Genomic DNA, 16,564 nt, shown 5'->3' with positions numbered 1-16,564 from the left:
AAAGATAACAAACTGTCTTCTAAGAAAGCCGCACATGATAAATAAGTCAACCACTTACGGGATCTACGAATTTGGTGATAGCAATCAGCTGTGTAGTACCACCATTTCTTTGCCAGCGCTTAGTTCAGGCCAAGTGCGCATAAAAGTAAACAGTACCAGCGTTAATCCTATTGAAGTGAAAACCAGGCAAGGCCTTGGTTATGTTGCAGCGCAAAAAAGCGCAGATGCCTTTTTGCCGCTCGGATATGATCTGTATGGTGAGGTGGTTGAGGTTTATGGCCCAGATAGCCAATTTAAAGTAGGCGACCTTGTCATCGGTATGATTGGGTTTGCAAGTAACCCCGGAACCTATAGTGATTATGTAGTGGCGCTTGAGCCAGAGCTCATTAAGGTTTCTTTGCAAGAAAATCCAGATATTGCAGGTCTTTGTCTTGCGGGTCTTACGGCAAAACAGGCGCTAGATAAATTTTCGAATCATAATCGTCCACTATATGTATTGGCACCAACCGGTGGCGTGGGGCATTTAGCAGTTCAACTAGCACAGCTTGAAGGTCGAAAGGTAGTTGCTGTCTCGACCCGCCCTGAGCACGAATTGTTGTCAAAGCTTAAGGTAACGGCAATAAGTTATGACGAATTTTATCAGCACCAAGTTGAATGCGATTTACTGGACTTAATTGGTGGCGATATTGCATTACAGTGTGTCGACTCGATGAAGCCGGATTCGCACCTAGTGACTATTCCCAGCGTCACCAAAGAAATGGTCTGTGAGCGAGCTACGACAAGGGGTGTAAGGGCTGAGGGGATGTTGGTTGCGAGTAATTTAGACGATCTTAAATATTTGTATCAGGCGTACCAAGCTGGCAAAATCAGCATAAATGTAAGTCATTACTTTGCTATGGCGGATATTGCGCTGGCTCATCACTATGGAAAGTGGTAAGCATGTTGGCAAAGTTATTATTAAGGCCTAAGTGTACTAAAAGTAACCATATTTAAATTGATTGCTCGGTTTAAATCACTCATTTAATGAATACACTTGGTATAATTTGGTTTCGACCCCATAAACTTGAAATTGGCCTGTAGGTTCGAGGAAGAATTTTTGAAACAATTAGACTTAAACACTAAGCTGGACTTATTGTCTGACGGCGCGCATCGCGGCGTTTTCAAAGGTATCAAAAGAGGTATCGAACGTGAGGCATTGCGGATCCAAGGGTCGGGAAAAATAGCGAAAACACCGCATCCAGAAAAGACGGGCCATGCATTGACCAATGGTCATATCACCACTGATTTTTCAGAGTCGCTACTCGAATTTATCACTCCAGTGAGTGAGGACCCACAAGAGACATTAGCGCAACTTTCTGATCTACAGAAGTTTACTTTAGCTAACATGGGTGATGAGTTACTGTGGCCTTTGTCGATGCCGTGCTTTATTGAGGATGAAGAAGATATTGTCCTAGCACAGTTTGGCACTTCTAATATCGGCAAAATGAAAACCCTATATCGTGAAGGGCTGAAAAATCGCTATGGCAGTATGATGCAGGCCATTGCGGGTGTGCACTTCAATATTTCGTTTCCAGAGACCGTATGGCAAAGCCTGCAAGTGATGTCTGAAGATGATAACCCTCAACAATCATTTATCTCCCAGCAGTATTTAGGCCTCATTCGTAACTTCAAGCGTGAAATGTGGCTGATAAGCTACCTGTTTGGCGCATCTCCTGCGCTTTGTCCGTCATTTTTGCAAGGCAAAAAGAGCGACTTGCCATTTAGTAAGCTAGAAAATGGCTCCATATATCTTGAATATGGCACCGCACTTAGACTGGGTGATTTAGGTTATACCAATAGCGCACAAAGCTCGCTTAAGGTGATGTATAACGATCTGGATGAGTATATTGAAGGCTTGCGACAAGCCATTCGTTGCCGCTCCGACTTATATCATGAAATTCCAGACTATCGAGCAGCAGAGCCAAAACAGCTGAATCGCAACATTTTACAAATTGAAAATGAGTTCTACTCACCAATTAGACCAAAACGCAATGCCAAGTCTGGTGAAACGCCGACTCAGGCACTTGAACGTGGTGGTATCGAATATATCGAAATTCGTGCGCTGGATGTTAACCCATTCGAGCACACCGGTGTGAGTCTGGAGCAAATCCACTTCCTAGACGTGTTTTTAACCTATTGTTTGTTAAAGCCAAGCCCTGAACTTTCGTTTGAAGCGCAGAAGCTCGCTGGTAAGAATTTACATCAGGTGGTTAACCAAGGTCGCTGCACAGCACTTGAACTGAGTAAAGCGGGTGAGCCTGTGAGTGTGAAACAGTGGGGCACAGAGATTTTTACAGACTTACTCAAAGTCGCAAAAATGTTAGATGCGAGTACTGAACAATCAGTCTATGTGGCGACGGTGGAAAAATTAATGTTGTCAATTGAAACGCCTGCACTTACTTTTTCTGGGCAGTTGCTATCTCAACTGAAGAGTCGTACCTTAGAACAAGGCTCAATGGGCATTGAACTTGCGAAAAAATATAAGCAACTTCATCAAGATATTAAATATGGTTATTACGATGAAGATACGCTGAAGTCATTTGCACGTCAGTCTTTCGAGGATGAGGCTGCGGTTAGAGCTGCGGATACGGTAGACTTCACGGCTTTCCTTGACGATTATTTTTCAAGGGCATAATGCACAAGGCAAAAAAAAGCGCAGCCATAAGGCTGCGCAAATAAATTTCAGGGATGAAACAATGCTAAACTGCTGCATTCATAAGTTCAGACCAATGCAAATTGTAAAAGTTCATTAGGTTTCGAAAAAATGCAAAAAAAATTAATTTTAATTAGCCTCGTCGCCGTTTTATCCGGATGTGCTACTGCACCACCTAAACAACCTCATGATATTTGTAAAATTTTTGAGGAAAAAGAAGATTGGTATTATGATGCTCGTGATGCTCAAGAAAAATGGGGCTCACCAAAGCATGTACTGATGAGTATGATGTACCAAGAAAGCTCTTTTCGTCACGATGCGGCTCCTCCTATGGAATATTTCCTGTGGTTTATTCCTGTTGGCAGAGTGAGCTCTGCTTATGGCTACTCTCAAGCCAAAACTCCGACCTGGTCTGATTATATTCGTGAAACTGGAAACTCAGGTGCAGATCGCGATGACTTTGAAGACGCCATCGATTTTATGGCTTGGTTCGTATACAAAACTCACAAAGTAAACGGCGTGTCAAAATGGGACGCTTATGCACAATACCTCAATTATCATGAAGGCTGGGGCGGTTATCGTCGTGGCACTTATAAAAATAAGAAATGGTTAATGCAAGTCGCAAATAAGGTAAAGCATCGAGCTGCGCGCTATGCCGTTCAACTTAAACGCTGTGAAGATGATTTAGATAAGAACTGGTTCGAGCGAATTTTTTCTTGAGGAAATTGCGGTGTTACTTTCAACACCGCAATTGAGTTTACTTGCTTAAGAGTTATACCAATTAGTCTTAATACTTGCTCAATTTGAAGGATAAAATCTGACGCTAACTGCGTTAAAAATTTCTCATTTAGAACAACTAAATAACCTGAGCTGCGGATAATTAATGCCTTTCTAGCAGCCAGTTTTAGCGCTAACTGCGTTGAATTCACTTCCAATAGCCAGTTTTAGCGCTAACTGCGTTGAATTCACTTCCAATAGCCAGCTATTGGTGCGTAAATTCGCCTTGTTTTCCCTAAAACTTGCTGGCTAGACAAGGAGAAAACTAAGTTCTGCTTTAGCAACAATGAGTTGGAACATTCCTTATCCAAACCTCAGGTTAAATAGTAAAATTTTTGCCTTGCCTATATGGATGTAGGTACCTTGGCGATAGCAGGACGTGGTAGCGGTGTTATCGACAAGATTTTCTTGCCTCAACATAGACCACTTAATTAAGCTAATTGGTATTAGAAGAAATTTTCACCATCTTGATCATGTTTTCTTTTATCTCAATGACTTCCATCTTATAACCAGAAATCGTTAAGCCAAGAGGCGCATCTGGAATATCTTCAAGGTGCTCTACAATCAGGCCACTCAGGGTTTTAGGACCTTCGGTAGGTAAGTCCCAACTCATTTCCTTATTTAAGTCACGCACGTTTACACTGCCGTCAACCATAACTGAGCCATCACGCTGCATGTTTACGTCTTCGCTCGGCGCACGCGTCTGCGTGGTGGTAAAGTCACCTACAACTTCTTCAAGAATATCTTCGAGTGTAACCAGACCTTGAATGTCACCATACTCATCAACAACAAGACCAATACGCTCTTTGGCTTCTTGGAATTTAATCAGCTGTGTATTGAGCGAGGTATTCTCTGGTACATAGTAAATCTCTCTTACCGCACGTAGTAGTGACGGCTTATCAAACTGCTCTTTTGTCAGTAGGCGTAGCGCATCACGAGCGTGAATAAAACCAACTGCATCATCAATTTGGTCACGGTAAAGTAGCACTCGGGTGTGCTGCGCATTCGTGAGCTGGCGAGCAATATCTTTCCACTCGTCATTGATATCTATCGCATTGATTTCACTGCGTGGGATCATAATGTCTTCTACGGTCACGTGATCCAAGTCTAAGATAGAAGTGAGCATGTTTTGGTGGTTTGAGGGCAACATAGCGCTCGACTCATTTACCACGGTTTTTAATTCTTCTTTACTTAGGCTGTGCTCTTCAATCTCTTGTGGTGTGATCCCGACCAATCGCAACATACCATTGGTGATCCAGTTGGTTGCCACAACCAAAGGGAACAAGACCTTCAACAATACTTTGAGGATAACAGAGCTTGGGAACGCGACTTTCTCAGGGTATAAAGCCGCGAGAGTCTTAGGTGTAACTTCAGCGAAGATAAGAACCACAAGTGTGAGACCAAAAGTAGCAACTGCGATACCCATATCGCCATACAGGCGTAATCCAATGATGGTAGCCACTTGCGCAGCGGCAATATTGACGAGGTTATTTCCAATCAGGATCAGACCAATCAGTCTGTCAGGACGGTTAAGGAGGTTACTTACACGCTTCGCACCACGGTGATTCTCTTTTTCAAGATGGCGTAGACGAATACGGTTGATTGACATGATACCGGTTTCTGAACTAGAAAAATAAGCCGACATCAAAATGAGCACGCCGAGTATGATAAACAAGGCGCTGGTCGATATGTCTTCCAACAGTGGATCCCTTTTTTACTTACGAAAGAGTATTAAGCGTTAGTGAGTTACGATAGTCAAGTTAAAGTTTAAAACCTGCCTAAAATCACTTCTTGTATAAAGCGACTACCAAAGTAACCTAAAGTTACGATGCCAGAAGCCGTTATGATTGAAATCACCACAGACTTACCGCGCCAGCCGAACTGCTTATGCCCAAATGCGACGACGACATAAATAAGCCATGCAACGATAGATAAAATGGTTTTGTGAATAGTCTCTCTAGCGAACATACCGTCTAAAAAGTAAAAACCGGATGCCAATGCCAGCGTTAATAAACCTGTGCCTACAAATAACAGTTGATAAAGCTGCCTTTCCACTTGCATAAGTGGCGGTAGATGGCTGGTCATAATCGCCAAATCCCGCTGTTTTAGACGTTTATCAATAAACATAAATTGAATGGCGTAGAGCGTGGCGATGATAAGTACGCAGTAAGCCAACAATGAAAGTGAAATATGCAAAACGAGACCAACATCTATGTTTATTGTATGCATAATAATATGGTGCGGAATAAACAGGCTTGCTAATAACAAAATAGCGGCAAAGCCATACACCACAGGTAGTAATAGTGTTGCAGGGAAGCGTAAAGATACGGTCGTTACAGAAACAACGATAACCCAACAGGTTAACAAGGCAACGTTGACGGTACTGAGATCTTGTCCTTGATGCGTAAACACTGAATTCACCAACACTAGCATATGAGTCAAAATGGCGACGGTGCTTAATATTAAGGTTTTCTTTTGATCTGGACCTTGTTTGTCAAATAAGCGCGATAAAACATGGCTAGTGGCCATGACGTAAAAGAGACAGGCGATTAATGACAAGCTAACAATCAACATAAAAATAAGTGCCTAATTTTTGCTTTCCTTTTTTAGCTATTGTATTTAAAGCCTCTGCGCTTGCATAGGGTTTTATTTCAATCCGTTAACTTATTCTTATTTTCGTTCAACGAAAGCGTAAAAAGCAGAACAATCGGCTTGAATACTGTATTAGTGGCTCGCATATCAGTATAATGCCCGACAATTTCGAGATTTTGGAACCGATACATGTTTGAAAACCTCCAAGAGCGTTTAGGAAAAACGCTTAAAAACATCAGTGGCCGTGGCCGACTAACTGAAGACAATATTAAAGAAACACTCCGTGAAGTACGCATGGCATTGCTTGAGGCTGACGTTGCCTTGCCGGTTGTGCGCGACTTTGTAAAACAAGTAAAAGAACGCGCGGTTGGTGTAGAAGTCACAAAGAGTCTGAGCCCAGGCCAGGTTTTCATCAAGATTGTTCGCGAAGAACTTGAAAAGTCGATGGGTGAGGCCAACGAGGAGCTGAACCTAAACGCGCAGCCGCCAGCTGTCGTCATGATGGCAGGTCTTCAAGGTGCGGGTAAAACCACCAGTGTTGGTAAGCTGGCTAAATTCCTTAAAGAGCGCAAAAAGAAATCTGTGTTGGTGGTGAGTGCTGACGTTTATCGTCCAGCGGCTATCAAACAGCTTGAAACGCTAGCAGCAGAGGTTGACGTCGAGTTCTTCCCCAGTGATATTTCACAAAAGCCGGTAGATATCGCAACGGGTGCTATTTCTCACGCGAAGAAAAAGTTCATTGATGTGGTACTTGTGGATACCGCAGGTCGTTTGCACGTAGATGCAGACATGATGGACGAAATCAAAGATTTACACGCGGCGATTGATCCGATTGAAACCTTATTTGTCGTTGACTCAATGACAGGTCAGGATGCTGCAAATACAGCAAAAGCGTTTGATGAAGCGCTGCCACTTAGCGGTGTTATCTTAACTAAGACGGATGGTGATGCGCGCGGCGGTGCGGCTCTGTCTATTCGTCATATTACCGGTAAACCCATTAAGTTTATCGGTGTGGGTGAAAGAACCGATGCCTTAGAGCCATTCCACCCTGACCGTGTTGCATCTCGAATTCTAGGTATGGGCGATGTACTGTCGCTTATTGAAGAAGTCGAAATGAAAGTCGATAAAGACAAAGCCCAAAAAGTGGCTGAGAAAGTCTTTAAAGGCGACGGTTTTACACTGGAAGATTTTGCTGAGCAGCTGCGCCAGATGAAAAACATGGGCGGTATGATGTCGATGATGGAAAAGCTGCCTGGTATGTCGAACTTGCCAGATGCAGTAAAAGGTCAAGTAAACGATAAGACCTTTAACCAAATGGAAGCCATCATAAGCTCAATGACGCCAAAAGAGCGTGCACGTCCTGAAATCATCAAAGGCTCGCGTAAAAAGCGTATCGCTGCGGGTTCTGGTACGCAAGTGCAAGACATTAATAAGTTGCTGAAGCAATTTACCCAAATGCAGAAGATGATGAAGAAGATGAAAGGCAAAGGCGGCATGATGAAAATGATGAAGAACATGAAAGGCATGATGCCACCGGGCATGTTCGGTGGCGGTGGGCCTAAGTTCTAACACCGTTTTATAGTTTGTATAATGTGAAGGCAAGCCATGGGGCTTGCCTTTTTGTTTACTTAGTTACTCTTAAAATTGGGCACTATTGGCCTAAAGTTTTCTGCTTTTTTAGGGTCGCCTGTACCAATGTACTGGGCTTCTTGTGGATAGGGGTAAACAGGGCGAGTGAAAAGAATATTACCCTGCGGATCTTCTTTTTGCGTCATCAGCGCATCCGGTGCTATGCCTGTATCAAGCCAATGCACTAACGCTGTGATAGCATCAAAGGTTTCAGCGCCAGGTCCCTCGATACCACAATGCACCAATCCTGGTGGCAAGAATAGCCGAGCAAAGTCGTAGGTGTTGTCTTTACCCATATAGTTGATAACTGACTTATACCAATCAATAGTTGCATATGCGGGTATTGCAGCGTCTGACCATCCATGTAATACAATCATTTTGCCACCGCTATTTTTAAATCCAGTGAGATCAGGGTGATCGGCGTCCATAAAGCTTGAGATAAGTGAAAGCTCGCCAACCTCATTGTTATAAGAAAAGTCTCTCCAGTTGCCTTGATTGTATCTTTCTCGAGGAAAAGCCAAGTACTTTAAGTACTCGGTTGCAGCATAATAGTGATAAGGCTTGATAAACGGTGCTTCAGGAAACAACCAACCTGTCCATTCAGGCTCGGAGCCATAGGGTAGGCCGCCATAAATGACGTTACCTTGTTGGTCGTAGGATGGTGCATATATGTCCTTAATTGCGTTAACTTGGCGAGGTGTCAGGCATTTACCCGTGGTGTTGTTGCTGCACAGGAGCGTTTGCGGGTCAAAATCGCAGCGTCTTGGGTCGCTTATTAATCCATCAACTAAGCCATCTTTATGGTCACAAGCTTGCATGACGGCCTGTGAAATAAAGTCAGTGTAGCTTGCATCGAACAGTGCGTTATCGTTTTCATCCAAAATAGCTTTTGCGTTATCCATGCAGTTAATTAGGTTGACTTTGGTGTAATTAATCGTCGGTCCTCTGGCAATCACGCCATCAAAATCATTTGGGTAACGCTTTGCGGCCATTATCCCTGCATGACCTCCCTTCGAACAACCCGATATAAATGAGTACGTAAGTTGTTTACTATAAAAGCGCTCAATAACCACCTTTGCTGCAACAGCAACCACATGATTCGCTCGGTAGGCAAAGTCCTCCCTTAATGGCACATTGTTTTTAGCCCACAAACCATCGAATCCGGCAGCAGTATGGCCGCCATCATGAGACATGGTCGCGTAATTACGCATAACGCCAGCCATCGTTGGGTAGTTGGATACTTCGCCACAAAAGCCCATACAGGCATTGAGTAAGAAACGTTGGTTCCAAACTTGATTCATTGGCAACCTAAGCTGAAAACGTATCGTCGGTGCCGCATAGCCTTCAACCAAACAGTGCTCAGGTAAAGAGTTTATTCCTTTTGGTATAGGTGCACCCAATAGGCGACTATACTTATATGTCCAGAGTTCGGTGTCGGCATCTAGGGTTTGGCTTGGTACATATTCTGCGTTGGTGATACTCATTGCAGCATTACCTTGCTCTAGCTGCGAGAAGTCACCAAAACGTAACAGTTTACAAGCCGTTATTTCTTCATTGTTTGCTGCAAGTGTTGAAGTAGCAATGAGCGCAAAAGAAAAGAGTGGTATACCTAGAAGTAGATGTTTAATTGAACGTTTTGCTTTGCGCATTTGGTTCATATGTGTGCTTTCCTTATAAATGAAACAACAGGGATTTTCGACTTTCCAGCAGTGCTGAAAAAGTCAATTTTTTGTACCACTATTGGGACGAATGTGGCGTGCGAAACTTCAGCGGTAATTTTTGTAGCAGGGCCTAATAAAGCATCAACTTTGGAATTAACTTGCATTGCGCGTGAAAATGCGTAAAATGCCCGAGCTTCCCGTAATGGGAAGTACAAACTTATTAATGAAAACAGTCAATCTATGTAGAGGACGGTATGGTAACTATTCGTTTGCAACGTGGCGGCGCTAAAAAGCGTCCATTCTATCAAATCGTGGTTGCGGATAGCCGTTTCTCGCGTGACGGTCGTTTCATCGAGAAGGTAGGTTTCTTTAACCCTATCGCTGCAGGTCAGGAAGAAAAAGTACGTTTAGATTTATCTCGTGTTGATCACTGGGTAGGTCAAGGTGCAGCTCTTTCAGATCGTGTTGCGAAGCTGGTTAAAGACGCTCGTAAAGCGGCTTAATAGGCGTAAGTGTAACCATGAGTCAAAGTAAAACCTCGACAATCGTTGTTGGTAAGCTTGGTGCTCCTTATGGCATCAAGGGTTGGCTTAAGGTGCATTCATTTACTGACGATCCCCAAGGGATCTTCGATTTCAGCCCATGGTTGATAGGGCAACAAGGTAAATGGCAAAACCTTGAAGTGAGCGACTGGCGTCGTCACAACAAGGGATATATCGCTAAATTTGCACAGGTAAACGACAGAGACGAAGCAGTGGCTTATACCAATGCTGAAATCGCTGTTTATGCTGAGCAGCTTCCTGAATTACCTGAAGGGGAGTTTTATTGGCGAGATCTCATCGGCATGTCAGTAGTAACCGATAAAGGCTACGACTTAGGCATAGTTGATGACTTGATGGAGACTGGTTCAAATGACGTTTTGGTTGTGAAAGCAAACAAAAAAGATGCATTTGGCCAATCGGAAAGATTAATTCCATTCTTAACAGACTCTGTTATTTTGGATATTAATCATGACGAGAGAAAAATTACGGTAGATTGGGATCCAGCGTTTTAATGAGCGATCAGCAAAAGCTATGGGTTGGAGTGGTTTCACTTTTTCCTGACATGTTTAATGCGATAACTCAGCAAGGCGTAACGGGTCGAGCTGTGAAAAACGGCTTGATTGAGTTTAATTGTTGGAACCCAAGAGACTACGCCACTGATAAACATAGAACCGTGGATGACCGCCCTTATGGTGGTGGCCCGGGAATGTTGATGATGGTTGAGCCTCTGAAAAAAGCTATTCTTGATGCCAAAGCGGCAGCAGGAGAAGGCGCTAAAGTAATTTATATGTCCCCTCAAGGGCGAAAGCTAGATCAACAAGGTGCGACTGAATTGGCGCAATCTGAAAAGTTGATTTTAGTAGCGGGTCGTTATGAAGGTATTGATGAGCGGATCATCGAGTCTTATATAGACGAAGAGTGGTCCATCGGCGATTTTATACTGAGTGGTGGTGAGTTACCAGCCATGACATTAATCGATGCAGTCGCGCGATTAGTGCCAGGTGTGTTAGGTCATAACCAATCAGCAGAACAAGATTCATTTTCGGATGGCTTGTTGGATTGTCCTCATTATACTCGGCCGGAAACATTGGATGATAAACAGGTGCCTGCTGTATTACTCAGCGGAAACCACCAAGAAATAGCCAAATGGCGCTTAAAGCAGTCTTTGGGTAGAACTTGGCAACGTCGTCCTGACTTGTTGCGTAACCTAGCTCTGACTGAGGAGCAGGCGGCATTACTTGCTGAATTTCAGCAAGAGAATGGCCAAGCTTGTGGCTAGAAGACAGTTACACCTAGGAATGTGAGAAATAAAATGGCAAAAGTAAACCAAAATATTATTAAAGAGCTTGAAGCTGAACAGCTTAAGCAAGACGTACCTGCGTTCGGCGCTGGTGATACAGTAGTTGTACAGGTACGCGTAAAAGAAGGTAACAAAGAGCGTCTACAGGCCTTTGAAGGTGTTGTAATCGCTAAGCGTAACCGTGGTCTACACTCATCTTTCACTGTTCGTAAGATTTCAAGCGGTGAAGGTGTTGAGCGTGTATTCCAAACGCACAGCCCTCTTATCAGCAGCGTAGCAGTTAAGCGTCGTGGTGCGGTTCGTCGCGCTAAGCTTTACTACCTACGTGAGCGTTCTGGTAAATCTGCACGTATTAAAGAGAAACTTAATTAATACGTCGCATTTATCAAATGCAGATAAAACAGGCCGCTTTATGCGGCCTGTTTTGGTTTTATCCCTCTCATTATTTCCATTCTGTGAATACTCACTGACATCTCAGGCGTCTTGTCACGATATTTTCATGGTTGCTTACTTTTAAAGCGGCGTACTTCTTGTTAGACTCGGTGTATTATTTAATTTACTACTGTACATATAAGTTTACATCATGAATGGGGCTAACGATTTAGAAGCAATACGCGTTGCAATAGATGATTGCGATAGCGAGCTTGTCGCGCTACTTGCAAAGCGCAAAGCATTGACCGAACAGGTTGGAAAAATAAAACAGCAAAAGGGCGCACCGCTACATGTGCCGAAGCGCGAAGCGGAGCTGATCAAAGCCCGGCGCGCAGAAGCGGATGCTAAAGGGGTAAACCCTGATTTAGTTGAAGATATTCTGCGTCGTATGATGCGAGAAGCCTACGAAAACCAGCAAAGTGAACTCGCCTGTGCTGCACCAAAAATGTCGCCGGTCGTTATTGTCGGCGGCCAAGGTGCCATGGGTAAATTGTTTGCGAAACAGTTTAGACGCTCAGGCTACGAAGTACGCATTTTAGACAAAGACAATCAATCACAGGCTACTGAGCTACTGAGTGATGCAAAATTGGTGCTGGTGAGCGTACCAATTAACGCGCTAGAGCAAGTCGTTAACGAGTTACCAGCGCTACCTGATGATTGTATTCTTGCAGATATTACCTCTGTGAAGCAAGCCCCGCTCAAAGTACTAATGAACAAGCACAACGGCCCTGTGGTCGGTCTACACCCTATGTTTGGTCCAGATATATCTCACTGGGTTAAGCAAACTGTTGTGGTGTGCGAAGGGCGTATGCCAAAGCAATGTGAAGGATTAATCAAGCAACTAAAGATCTGGGGCAGCCAGTTGGTACCGATGGATGCTAAAAAACACGACCAATCCATGCAGATCATTCAGGTGATGCGCCACTTAACTACGTTTGTATATGGTCAGTTTTTATCTAAGCAGTGCCATTCATTAAAAGAGCTAAGAAGCTGCTCATCGCCTATCTACCAATTAGAGCTGATGATGGTTGGGCGACTGTTTGCACAATCCCCTGAGCTTTATTCAGATATTATGCTCGCGCAATTTAATGATGTAGAAGGGTTATTGGCAAGCTATCAAGATACCTTTGAGCAGACATTGACCAAGCTACAACAAGGCGATAAAGAAGGTCTAATGCAATCTTTCTCACAAGCCAAACAGTATTTCTCAGAAAGCGCGAAACACTTCCTATCACAAAGCCGAGGCCTGCTTAACAAAGCCAATGACGCGAAAGTGTTGGATTATGAGGAAAGTATTTAGCGCCAAGTTATGCCTCCTACATCACAGTGCGAATAGCGTTGTGGGAGGCTTTACGCCACGATTTTACGTAGGTCGCCATTTATGGCGACAAATAACTTTGATGCTGATACCAAAGAAATTTGTTCCAATCCCTAGCCTGACGAAGCGAAGTATCAAATAACACCCGTTACTATCTGCATCAATGCTGATAAGTCAACTTCAAAGTTGAGTGGTGCGCTGTAAATATGGTATGAAATAATTCTGAATGAATACGCAAGTGTCTTATTCACTTGCGTTTAATATATTCACTCAACTTTTAAAAGGTAAAGTTACGGCTCGGTTTCTTGTCACCTGCTTTATCATCAATGGTAGTGTCAGGCCAGTTAATACAATCAACATACCTGCCAGTTGAATCCCTGTTACACTTTGCCCCATCAGCAAAGAAACCAGAGCTGCGAACACTGGCACTAAATTAAAGTACAAAGAGGCATTGGCAGAACCAAGTGTCTTCACTCCATTGTTCCAACACAAATATCCAACAACAGTGCCAAACACACCTATGTACAGCATGCTCATCAATAACGGCCAGGGTAGTGCAATCAGCTCTTTTACTGGGTGTACTTTTGCCTGAAACCCACTTGCAACAGATAGCCCAATTAGACCAGCAGCCATGGTAAGCAAAGAAAATTCCAGCGACGGCAGCCAGCTCGATACCTTGGAACCACACACGGTATAACCTGACCAAGCAAGCATGCCCAGCATAATAGTGATATCTCCATGATTAAGCTGTAAGTTCAAAAGGCTCCTCAGGTCACCGTTTACCACAACCAGCAATACACCGCCAAAAGCGACCATCAGCTGCAAAAGCTGAACTCGGGCTATCAGTGTTTTGTTCAGTAACGCAGCCATCAGGGTCGTTACTATGGGACTGAGTGCCATGATTAACGCGCCATTGGTTGCCGAGGTATGAGACAGCCCCGAGAACAACGCCAAATTCAGACCGCCCACGCCTATCACACCTATAACGCCAAGTATGAGATACCTGCTTAACGATAGAGGTATCATGCGCATTCGGGCCAGACGAATAAAAATAAACAGGCTGATCAGCGCGATAGCAAAGCGCCAGATTGACATCGAAAGTCCGGACATGTGCAGCAAAATGTCTTTGGCAACGGGAAAAACACTGCCCCAACAAAATACGCAGATCAGCATCATCACTGTGGTTCGAATTGGTGTACTCATATATCCTTACTTTTCATTGACTTATTGAGCTGCTAGTTTATATTTTCCATTTAAGGTAAAAAATACCGTTTTTTGAGACTTTAAATTCCATTAATGAAAAATAACTATTCACTAGATGATATGCGCTTGTTCTGGGTTGTGACACAACACGGCAGCTTTAGTCAGGCGGCGCAAAGCCTGAACATGCCTGTTTCAACTCTGAGTAGGCGAATCAAACAGCTGGAAAATACCCTCGGACTGAGGCTGCTAAACCGCGATGCTCATCGTGTAACATTGACTGGTAGCGGGGCACAGTATGCCAAGCGCTGTGGGCCTTTGCTAAGTGAGTTACAAGACATCAGTGATGCCTTATCGGCGCAAAGGCACGAAGCACACGGCTGCATTCGCATATCCGCTCCAAGCAACCTCGCTCAACACCAGCTTGCCCATATCTTTAGTGCCTTTTTACATGCGTATCCCGGAATTAAAATTGAGTTATCACTGTCGAACAGAAATATCGATATCGAGGGGGAGCATATCGACATTGCATTTCGGGCTAGCGAGCATTTTCCCCAGGATTGGATAGCTAGGCCACTGGGGTCCGTGGAATCCATAATTTGTGCCAGTCCGGACATGGCATTCAATAGCGACATAGTGCACCCCAAACAGTTACTTGATTTGCCAGTGATCCTTAGTAATCCGGTGCGAGTCTGGAAGTTACACAATCAGCAAAGTGGAGAGCAGTATAGCTATACTCCCAGTACAATGATTCGTCTGGAAGCGGACGACTTGAACGTGGTTTCACAAGCCGTCAGGGACGGTCTGGGTATCGGTTTTATTCCCCGCTTTATAGCGCAACATCAGATAGACCAGAACCTGATGATTCAATTGGTTAGTGATTGGGCGGGTCAGTCAAGAAGGTTAATGATGCTCTATCACGACCGCGTTAATATGCCGTACAGATTGCGCTTATTTATAGATTACATGCTTGAGCACTACGGCTCAATCAATCCAAGATTGAGAGACACATAGTTGATGTTTCCATATATCTTTGTTTTGTGGATGCCAATGTGGAGCGGTTTGTGAAAGCTGCTTTACGCCACAACCTTATGAGGTCGCCGTTTATGGCGACAAATAACTTCGATGCTGATAATGCAGCTCTAAGCTTCAGGTGAGTGTCAGCGATTTCGCACAAATAGTATTGTGGGAGTGGCTTTACGCCACGATTTTATGTAGGTCGCCATTTATGGCGACAAATAACTTCGATGCTGATACAAAAGAAATTTGTTCTTAGCCCTAGCCTAACGAAGCGAAGTATCAATAACAAGATTTCCAAATTTGAGGTGGGGGTCAGAGACTTCTTCGATTTTCACGCTTGTGCCCAAACTACGTGAAAGCATTCCCTCTTAGTACAGACAACCTACACTTACTGATTAAAATCTATCCCATTGTCAGTCATCACAAAATATCGTTTAATAAGGGCATTCAGCCCCAATCATGATGTTTACGGGGTTAAGCAGTTTAAAAGGAATATTGATGTTAGAACAGAACCCCGAATTAACCCCAGAGACTCAAGCACTGATTGAAAAAGCTCAGAGAGGAGATGCAGATGCTCAGTGCAACCTGGGTCTTATGTATATAAATGGTCAAGGCGTAGCGCAAAGTGATGAGAAAGCGGTTGAGTATTACCAGTTGGCTGCAGAGCAGGGAGATTCGCGCGGTCAGTGCTATTTGGGTCTCATGTATGAATATGGTCAAGGCGTAGCGCAAAGTGATGAGAAAGCGGTTAAGTATTACCAGTTAGCGGCGGAGCAGGGAGATGCGCGCGGTCAGTGCAACCTAGGTGTTATGTATGCTCAAGGAAAAGGCGTAGCGCAAAGTGATGAGAAAGCGGCTGAATATTACCAGTTTGGCCGCAGAGCAGGGAAATGCATGGGGTCAGTGCAACCTAGGTGTTATGTATGAATATGGTCAAGGCGTAGCGCAAAGTGATGAGAAAGCGGTTGAGTATTACCAGTTGGCCGCAAAGCAGGGAGATGCGCGCGGTCAGTGCAACCTAGGTGTTATGTATGCTCAAGGAAAAGGCGTAGCGCAAAGTGATGAGAAAGCGGTTGAGTATTACCAGTTGGCTGCAGAGCAGGGAGATTCGCGCGGTCAGTGCTATTTGGGTCTCATGTATGAATATGGTCAAGGCGCAGCGCAAAGTGATGAGAAAGCGGTTAAGTATTACCAGTTAGCGGCGGAGCAGGGAGATGCGCGTGGTCAGTGCAACCTAGGTGTTATGTATGCTCAAGGAAAAGGCGTAGCGCAAAGTGATGAGAAAGCGGTTAAGTATTACCAGTTTGGCCGCAAAGCAGGGAGCTGCGAGCGGTCAGTGCAACCTGGGTGTTATGTATATAAATGGTCAAGGCGTAGCACAAAGTGATGAGAAAGCAGTTG

16 protein-coding genes are annotated in these 16,564 nt (G+C 44.2%); 12 read left to right on the top strand and 4 right to left on the bottom strand.

Annotated elements, in window-relative coordinates; genetic code table 11:
• Positions 1 to 34: 34 nt before the first annotated feature.
• The 3 genes from L3V43_RS00870 (at position 35) to L3V43_RS00860 (ending at position 3,412) form a co-directional block, all read left to right on the top strand.
• Positions 35 to 937, top strand: coding sequence for an NADP-dependent oxidoreductase (locus tag L3V43_RS00870; protein ID WP_237115896.1), 903 nt, complete (start codon positions 35 to 37; stop codon positions 935 to 937).
• Positions 938 to 1,096: 159 nt separating this feature from the next.
• On the top strand, positions 1,097 to 2,674 hold the full coding sequence (gshA, locus tag L3V43_RS00865) for a glutamate--cysteine ligase (RefSeq protein WP_010606682.1): 1,578 nt from the start codon (positions 1,097 to 1,099) through the stop codon (positions 2,672 to 2,674).
• 129 nt (positions 2,675 to 2,803) lie between these two features.
• Positions 2,804 to 3,412, top strand: a complete 609-nt coding sequence (locus tag L3V43_RS00860) for a transglycosylase SLT domain-containing protein (RefSeq protein WP_010606683.1) — start codon at positions 2,804 to 2,806, stop codon at positions 3,410 to 3,412.
• A gap of 493 nt (positions 3,413 to 3,905) precedes the next feature.
• Here the strand turns inward: L3V43_RS00860 and L3V43_RS00855 are convergent, their stop codons facing one another.
• Together L3V43_RS00855 and ccsA are read right to left on the bottom strand one after the other, a co-directional pair.
• Positions 3,906 to 5,168, bottom strand: coding sequence for an HlyC/CorC family transporter (locus L3V43_RS00855; protein WP_010606684.1), 1,263 nt, complete (start codon positions 5,166 to 5,168; stop codon positions 3,906 to 3,908).
• A 68-nt stretch (positions 5,169 to 5,236) separates the two neighbouring features.
• Positions 5,237 to 6,043, bottom strand: coding sequence for a cytochrome c biogenesis protein CcsA (ccsA, locus tag L3V43_RS00850; protein ID WP_237115897.1), 807 nt, complete (start codon positions 6,041 to 6,043; stop codon positions 5,237 to 5,239).
• Positions 6,044 to 6,250: 207 nt separating this feature from the next.
• Between ccsA and ffh the strand changes: the two genes are divergently transcribed.
• Positions 6,251 to 7,630 (top strand): signal recognition particle protein, encoded by a 1,380-nt coding sequence (gene ffh, locus L3V43_RS00845; protein ID WP_010606686.1) that lies wholly within the window; start codon positions 6,251 to 6,253, stop codon positions 7,628 to 7,630.
• A 59-nt stretch (positions 7,631 to 7,689) separates the two neighbouring features.
• On the opposite strand, the gene L3V43_RS00840 is transcribed toward ffh, so the two are convergent.
• Positions 7,690 to 9,348 (bottom strand): tannase/feruloyl esterase family alpha/beta hydrolase, encoded by a 1,659-nt coding sequence (locus tag L3V43_RS00840; RefSeq protein ID WP_237115898.1) that lies wholly within the window; start codon positions 9,346 to 9,348, stop codon positions 7,690 to 7,692.
• A 257-nt stretch (positions 9,349 to 9,605) separates the two neighbouring features.
• Between L3V43_RS00840 and rpsP the strand changes: the two genes are divergently transcribed.
• From rpsP to tyrA, 5 genes are all read left to right on the top strand, one after another.
• Positions 9,606 to 9,854 carry a 30S ribosomal protein S16 gene (rpsP, locus tag L3V43_RS00835; protein ID WP_010371051.1) on the top strand — a complete coding sequence of 83 codons (249 nt, stop codon included), beginning with the start codon at positions 9,606 to 9,608 and terminating at the stop codon, positions 9,852 to 9,854.
• Between the two features lie 17 nt (positions 9,855 to 9,871).
• Entirely contained in the window at positions 9,872 to 10,405 is a 534-nt protein-coding gene (rimM, locus tag L3V43_RS00830; protein WP_010606688.1) for a ribosome maturation factor RimM, read from the top strand.
• Complete coding sequence (gene trmD / locus L3V43_RS00825) at positions 10,405 to 11,172, top strand: tRNA (guanosine(37)-N1)-methyltransferase TrmD (protein ID WP_237115899.1); 768 nt, start codon at positions 10,405 to 10,407, stop codon at positions 11,170 to 11,172. The genes rimM and trmD overlap by 1 nt, the downstream gene beginning before the upstream one ends.
• A 33-nt stretch (positions 11,173 to 11,205) precedes the next feature.
• Positions 11,206 to 11,565: a 50S ribosomal protein L19 gene (rplS, locus tag L3V43_RS00820; protein WP_017216162.1), complete on the top strand. Its 360-nt coding sequence runs from the start codon at positions 11,206 to 11,208 to the stop codon at positions 11,563 to 11,565.
• Between the two features lie 211 nt (positions 11,566 to 11,776).
• Entirely contained in the window at positions 11,777 to 12,925 is a 1,149-nt protein-coding gene (tyrA, locus tag L3V43_RS00815) for a bifunctional chorismate mutase/prephenate dehydrogenase (RefSeq protein ID WP_102057173.1), read from the top strand.
• A gap of 288 nt (positions 12,926 to 13,213) precedes the next feature.
• Here the strand turns inward: tyrA and L3V43_RS00810 are convergent, their stop codons facing one another.
• Positions 13,214 to 14,146 carry a DMT family transporter gene (locus tag L3V43_RS00810; protein ID WP_237115900.1) on the bottom strand — a complete coding sequence of 311 codons (933 nt, stop codon included), beginning with the start codon at positions 14,144 to 14,146 and terminating at the stop codon, positions 13,214 to 13,216.
• A gap of 93 nt (positions 14,147 to 14,239) precedes the next feature.
• On the opposite strand from L3V43_RS00810, the gene L3V43_RS00805 reads away from it, so the two are divergent.
• The 3 genes from L3V43_RS00805 (at position 14,240) to L3V43_RS00795 (ending at position 16,550) form a co-directional block, all read left to right on the top strand.
• On the top strand, positions 14,240 to 15,157 hold the full coding sequence (locus L3V43_RS00805; protein WP_102057171.1) for a LysR family transcriptional regulator: 918 nt from the start codon (positions 14,240 to 14,242) through the stop codon (positions 15,155 to 15,157).
• A gap of 504 nt (positions 15,158 to 15,661) precedes the next feature.
• Positions 15,662 to 16,090 carry a tetratricopeptide repeat protein gene (locus L3V43_RS00800; protein WP_237115902.1) on the top strand — a complete coding sequence of 143 codons (429 nt, stop codon included), beginning with the start codon at positions 15,662 to 15,664 and terminating at the stop codon, positions 16,088 to 16,090.
• On the top strand, positions 16,008 to 16,550 hold the full coding sequence (locus L3V43_RS00795; protein WP_237115967.1) for a tetratricopeptide repeat protein: 543 nt from the start codon (positions 16,008 to 16,010) through the stop codon (positions 16,548 to 16,550). The genes L3V43_RS00800 and L3V43_RS00795 overlap by 83 nt, the downstream gene beginning before the upstream one ends.
• The last annotated feature ends 14 nt before the right edge of the window (positions 16,551 to 16,564 follow it).

Source organism: Pseudoalteromonas sp. L23 (genome assembly GCF_021728455.1).
In the GTDB taxonomy this organism is placed as follows: domain Bacteria; phylum Pseudomonadota; class Gammaproteobacteria; order Enterobacterales; family Alteromonadaceae; genus Pseudoalteromonas.
The sequence above is the reverse complement of the archived record's forward strand: the minus strand, read 5'-3'. Positions and strand labels throughout refer to the sequence as shown.